Genomic DNA, 6,580 nt, shown 5'->3' on the forward strand with positions numbered 1-6,580 from the left:
CGGGTCATCCATAATACGGGCCAGCATCCACATGGCGCCGTAATCGGAGTTTTTCATGGCGTCGCGATCCGAGTTAAGCACGCCACCCAGGTAAGCCTGCGCCCCCAGCGTGACGCCCTCCACAATTTCGGTCCGCCATTTGGAACGCGTATCATCCCGCAAATAATCGTGCATGGACAGAATACGATCGGTAAGGGACTGCCGGGTTCGTTTCAACGCCAGAAAATCGTCAAACCGGTATATATCTTCCACGGCGTGGCGATACACCGAAAACCAGTCAGCCATTTGGACACTGTAGCGAAACTGAAACTGGACACTCTCGCCTTTTTTCAGGAATGAACCTTTCTCCCCCAGTACGGGATGCCAGACTTTCGGTGTGAGCTGCGATTGTCGATTCATCAACGACAGTCCCAATTGCCACGAATGCTGGGTCATGTGATCGTGCTCCCAGGGATCGCGGCCCGTGCCGGGCTCGGGAATCACCGCCAGAGTGACACCGGATTGCGTACTAAGCATCGGCGCGAGCGTGGTGGCGGTGCGCTCGCGCACCAGCACGGGCCGATCGGGAATGCCCTGGCCGTACGCGAGAGAGTGCACCAGGCTGTCGTTAATGTCGGCGCCCTGAAAGTGCCCCGGAATGGCACCCCAGGCCAATTCCGATTTGGCTACCGTCGCCAGCGTTGGCGTGGCAACGGAAAAATAACCGTCGGTCCTGGCCGTCACCGTCAACCGTACCCTGACGTCGGAATCGTACTGCTCATCCATCTGCCACTGCGCTTCAATGTCGGCGCGCTCGGTATGTTCTTTGAAAACCAGCGCACCTTTTTTATCCTTTCCACCCTGCTCATCTTGCGGGTGCCGTTCGACAAAGGTCGGAAAAAATGTCAACGGCTCCCCCGCCTGGTTCATCGCCACCGGCTGGGTAATCTGGCCCCACTCTTCCGTGTTATACCGGTAAATCGGTTCGGGAAATTCCAACACTTTCCCATTTTCCGATATTTCCATCGGTGTGCTGTCGGGTGGGATCGCCGAGTACAACAGGGTGTACTCGGCACTGGTTGTCGCCAATGACACTTGCTGATCACCGACGTGAATGTCCAGCTGATCCAGCTGCCATCCTTGTTCACTGTTTTGCCACTGCAGCGTTAAGGTCTTTCCCACCAGCGTTTGGGTGTCGGTGCCCGGCTCCGAATCGCAGCCCCCCACTCCCAACAGCAAAAATACCAGCGTAAACAGCCACATCGTCAAGCGCTGAAGCAGCGGCATGCGCTCGGAACGATGAAAAGGAAAGAAGAGCCATTGCTTTTTTATCATGGAAGTCTCCAACGTAAACGAGGGGCGTTTACGGGTTTGGTACAGTTTGAATTGCCTTTCAGTGGTTCGGACGCGGCTGACGGTCTTCAAAGGGTTCCACGGGAAAACCCTGGGCGTTATAAAGATTGACCGTCGGCGCGTTGGACCAGGCGTGGCGAACGCCTGAAATCGGTTGACCTTGAGGGTGTTGAACGACCAGGATGTTTCCTTCCACGCTGGCTTCGGCACGCTGCCAATGGTCGTCAGAACCCAGCACCGAGAGGGCGGCGGGCGGTTCATTACCAACGACACTTAACCCGCCGTCAGCGTAACGAAAGCTTACTTCAGCACGGTTGCCCCGATAACTGATAACGGAGGGTTCGGGTCCCCGATAAGGCACCGCGTGCCCATACACCATTGCTCGCGCCAGTTGCGCCAGCCGGTCACCGACTGCTTTCTTCTCCACCGGGTGGACGTCGTCTTTGTCACCCGTATCAATAGTGACCGAGAGCCACGCATTAGGTGTGCTTCTTGTTGCCGCTGCCTGCGCAGAGCGCAACTCAGCCCATTTAGTATTGCTGCTGTCATTGGGAGGCTGATATATCGGTAGCTGTACTACCAGAAAAGGTAGATCGGGTGTCTGCCACAGTGACCGCCAACCTGTGATCATGGCTGACAACCGCTTTTCATAATAACCGGCTCGCGCTGCATTCGATTCGCCCTGGTACCACACCACGCCTTTCACCGCGTAGGGCTGAACGCTCGCCAGCATGGTCTTTTGCAGCACCGAAGGGTTGCGATAATAACGCCGGATATCCGTGAACACCTGCGGTGTCTCACCGCCGGCCAACTCCAACGACTCCGGGGTCATCCAGGCTTCCACTAGGGATGCCCCCTGGCTGCTATTGATCATGCCAACCGCCACCGGAGAGGAACTCTCATCCTTGAGTGTCGGTTGCAACCCCAGCGCAAAATGCAGGGCGACCGCCGACCAGTTACTGACAGCAGATGCACTGGCAACCTGCCAGGGTTTGGGCGGACGCTCCTGTCGTTTACCACCAGACACGACCTTCGGCACTTCAAGCAAACGAATCCGAAGATTGGGCAAGGAGGCGATCGCCACCTGCTGCTCGGCCAATGCGGAGTGACGGAACCGAAATGCCATGTTGGACTGACCGGCCATCAGCCAGACATCACCGAGAAAAACATCCTTGAACTCGATTCGCTCAGCCTCACTTTGTACCGTCAGTACATAAGGTCCACCGGCGTTTTTCGCCGGCAACATCACCTGCCAGCGGCCATTCGCCAGTACAGTGGTGTCCACCGCCGACTCATTATTCAGACTGACCGAAACGTCCCTGCCGGGCTGACCTTTCCCCCAGACGGGTATGTCCTGATCGCGCTGCAAGACCATATGGTCTGTAAATACCGGCGGCAGGCTCAACTCTGTCTCCGTACCTGCTTTGGTCGCAGGTTGGGCTACAACGAGCACCGGGGCAGCGTACATCAGAAACGGTAACAGTATCGCAACCCAGCGCAACGACGGCTTAAAGACGGTGGAAATTATTGTTATGAACGTCATCGATATGAAAGTCATCGAAAGGAGCCCTGCCACTTTATGGTTCTGATTTATTCCAGTCGCATACCATTCCCGGTGCGACAGCGGTAGATATCCGGTTGCAATCCGAACGTTCGCGGATACGCTTCGCGCAGCGCCTGGCTGACCGTTTCCACCAGAGCGGGTTCCACCAGCGCCACCACCGCGCCACCGAATCCGCCGCCGGTCATGCGGGCCGCACCCGCGTCGCCTGATTGGGATCGAATCAAATCCACCAGGAAATCGGTCTCGGGAACGGTGACTTCAAAATAGTCCCGCAACGAATCGTGGGAGGCGTACATCAGTTCCCGAAGCGTGGAAAAATCGTTCCGGGCCAATGCCTCCGCAGCCTGACAGGTGCGTTCGTTTTCAGTAATGACATGCAGGGCGCGACGATAGGCGTTCTCGCTCATATCGGTTCGCCCCTCTTGCAACCGCTCAACCGATGCGTGGCGCAGACTGGGAATACCCAACGTTTTCGCGGCAGTCTCGCAATCCAGACGACGCTGATTGTACTCGCTGCCCACCAGCGAACGTTTAACGTTGGAGTTGATAATCAATAGTTCGTAACCGGCCACCATGGGAATCTGCTGCGTCGACAGGTCTTCACAATCCAACAAAAGGGCGTGTCCCTGACGCGCGCAGGCCGATACCATCTGGTCCATAATGCCGGTTTGGCAATCGAGAAAGTCGTTTTCGGTCTGCTGTCCGATCCGGGCAATGTCTTGCGGTGAAAGTCCGCATTCGTTCATGGCGTTCAACGCACCGCCCACGGCCACTTCCAACGCCGCCGATGACGACAAGCCCGCGCCTTGCGGAACATTACCCATAATCAGGAGGTCGGCCCCTCTGAGGCGATGGCCAAGCTTTAGCAACACATCGTAAACACCGACAATATAATTGACCCAGTCGCACGGTCCGCGATGTAGCCGCTGCGCGAGGTCAAATCGGACCGTTTCGAGCCCATAGTTCAACGAGGTGACTTGAACCCGGCTGTCCGCGCGGGGACGGAAGGCGACACGGGTATGAAACTCCAATGCGCAGGGCAGCACAAAACCCTGATTGTAATCGGTATGTTCACCGATCAGGTTCACTCGGCCTGGTGCGGAAACCACACCGGTAGCGGCGACGCCATACACTTTCTGGAACGCGCCTCGCATATCGAAGGCATCATCCAGCTCAAACCTGTCGGCAGCACCTATTACATCGGATAATTGCACAGCTTCACCCCCTTTCTGAGTAATGGACAGCACCGGCATCACGCAATGCACTGGCGGCTACTTCGGGCGTCAGGTCGCGCTGCGCCTCTGCCAGCATTTCGTAGCCTACCATGTGCTTTTTGATGGTGGCGGAACGCAACAACGGCGGGAAAAAGTGCGCGTGCAATTGCCAGTGCGCCGTTTGGCTCAAATGGTTCGGGGCACCGTGCCATCCCATGGAATAGGGAAAGCTGCACTGGAATAAATTGTCGTAGCGAACGGTCAATTCCTTGAGTGCGCTGGCCAGCGAGCGCTGCAACGGCTCAGGTATATCGTCGAGCCGGGCGATCAGGTGTTTGGGCAGCAACAGGGTTTCGAACGGCCAGGCCGCCCAGTAAGGAACCACTGCAATCCAGTCATCGTTTTCCACCACGGTACGCGCCCCACTGCGCGATTCGCGCATGGCGTAGTCCAGCAACAGCGGTGAGTGATGGCGCTGGTGGTAATTCACCTGGCACTCATCCTCCCTGGTTACCAGCGAGGGGACAAAATCGTGGGCCCAGATCTGACCGTGCGGGTGCGGCTGCGAACACCCCATCACTTCACCTTTGTTTTCGAACACCTGCACCCAGCGATACGTCGTTCTTAAACGCTTGAATTCCGCTACCCAGGTGTTGACCACTCTGGCGATTTCCGCTTCGGTCATCCGCGGCAACGACTGGCTGTGGTCGGGAGAAAAAATAACAACGCGGCACTCGCCAAACACCTCCTCGCTCACCCACAGCGCGTCGTCGCCGTCGCACGCGGGCGTCTCGTCCGGTCCCGAAAGCTTCGAAAGTGCCGAAAAATCATTCGTAAAGACAAAGGTCTCACGGTACGGCGGGTTATGCTCGCCGTTGGCTCGCGTATTTCCCGGACAGAGCGCACAGTCAGTCTGGTAAGCGGACACTTCCTTGGTTTGAGTCGCCTCAGTTGCGCCCTTCCAAGGGCGATTATTGCGATGCGGCGATACAAGTACCCAGTCACCGGTCAGTAAATTTTTACGGCGATGCATGCCAGCAGGATGCGTACTCATGATGTGTGCTCCTGCAGGCCGTTGGGGTAAGCGGACTGCCAGCGCCAGACATCGTCGGTCATGGTTTGCAGGTCCCGACGGGCTTGCCAGTTGAGTCGTTTGACGGCCAGGGCCGGGTCGGCCCAGTTCACGGCGACGTCTCCCGGCCGGCGGGGTGCCGCTTTCCAGGGAATGCGTGAGCCGCAACTCTTTTCGAAAGCGTTGATGACTTCGAGCACGGAACTGCCGCGCCCGGTACCTAGATTATAGGGCTTGAATCCGAAGTCCCCGCGGTGAGTTCGAAACGCGGCGACATGCCCCTCGGCCAGATCCATGACGTGAATATAATCACGCACGCCTGTGCCATCGGCCGTCTGGTAATCCGCCCCAAACACCTGCACGTGTTCGCGGCGGCCGATGGCCGTTTGAGCAATAAACGGCACCAGGTTATTGGGCGTGCCCAGGGGATCTTCCCCCAGCAGGCCGCTTTCATGAGCGCCTACCGGGTTGAAATACCGCAGTGCCAGTGCAAGAAAATCCGGATCGGCCGTGGCAACATCACGCAGTAATTGCTCCACCATGACTTTGGTCCAACCGTAGGGGTTCGTGGCCCCGATCGGGTGAGCCTCATCGATGGGCACATAGTGTGGCTCACCATAAACGGTAGCGGACGAGCTGAAGACCATACGCCGAACGCCGCACTGCTGCATAACCTGCAACAGCGCTATAGAACCACCCACGTTGTTTTCATAGTAAGCCAATGGCTGCCGCACGGAGTCACCGACTGCCTTGAGCGCCGCAAAGTGAAACACGGCATCAATGCAATAGCGCTGAAAGGTGTCGCGCAACAGATCAGCATCCCGGATGTCGCCGCGCACCAGCGGAAAACGCTGTCCGGTTATGCGCTCCAACTGATCCAGCACTCTGGCACTGGCATTGGAAAAGTTGTCCAGGATCACGGGCCGAAATCCTGCTTCATGTAGAGCGATACAGGTGTGACTACCGATAAACCCCGCCCCGCCCGTCACCAGAATCGTGTTTTCCATCATGCGCCCTCCGTTCAGTTCGCGCTCAGCCCGAAGAGAGAGACCGGCACTTGCGCACTTTTGCGCTTCAATCGTAAACGCAATGTCTTCGTCGTCACCGGCTCGTCCAACAACAGTTCATTGCGACTCTGGTAGTTATTGCTCACGGCTTTCAGCAAGCGGTCGCCGTCGGCATAGACTTCGTAATCACTCACACAGAACGGCATGGTTCGTTCGGGGTGATCGTAGAGTGACGATTCCAGTGCGTGATCAAAGTCCGTATCGAAGTAAAGCGTCACGCGGGTCAATTTCTGCGCCTCGGTCCAGCGAACGATGACTTCTGGCTGGACGTCACCCGGCGCCGCCACCCAGGCATGGGACCGTTGATAGGGACGGGTGTATTCACTGGTCA

At 57.3% G+C, this 6,580-nt stretch carries 4 protein-coding genes and 1 pseudogene; all 5 read right to left on the bottom strand.

The annotated features are described in order from the left end of the window. Positions 1-1,372 precede the first annotated feature (1,372 nt). Positions 1,373-2,875, bottom strand: coding sequence for a sialate O-acetylesterase (locus tag B3520_RS11670; RefSeq protein ID WP_286806560.1), 1,503 nt, complete (start codon positions 2,873-2,875; stop codon positions 1,373-1,375). A 47-nt stretch (positions 2,876-2,922) separates the two neighbouring features. Beyond that, positions 2,923-4,110: a galactokinase gene (gene galK / locus B3520_RS11675; protein WP_286806558.1), complete on the bottom strand. Its 1,188-nt coding sequence runs from the start codon at positions 4,108-4,110 to the stop codon at positions 2,923-2,925. Between the two features lie 4 nt (positions 4,111-4,114). Beyond that, complete coding sequence (locus B3520_RS11680) at positions 4,115-5,164, bottom strand: UDP-glucose--hexose-1-phosphate uridylyltransferase (RefSeq protein WP_286806557.1); 1,050 nt, start codon at positions 5,162-5,164, stop codon at positions 4,115-4,117. After that, positions 5,161-6,189, bottom strand: coding sequence for a UDP-glucose 4-epimerase GalE (gene galE / locus B3520_RS11685; protein ID WP_286806597.1), 1,029 nt, complete (start codon positions 6,187-6,189; stop codon positions 5,161-5,163). The genes B3520_RS11680 and galE overlap by 4 nt, the downstream gene beginning before the upstream one ends. A gap of 14 nt (positions 6,190-6,203) precedes the next feature. Then, a pseudogene (locus B3520_RS11690) lies at positions 6,204-6,580 on the bottom strand (FAD-binding dehydrogenase); the annotation flags it as partial.

Source organism: Marinimicrobium sp. UBA4509 (assembly GCF_002388575.1).
In the GTDB taxonomy this organism is placed as follows: Bacteria; Pseudomonadota; Gammaproteobacteria; order Pseudomonadales; family Cellvibrionaceae; genus Marinimicrobium; species Marinimicrobium koreense.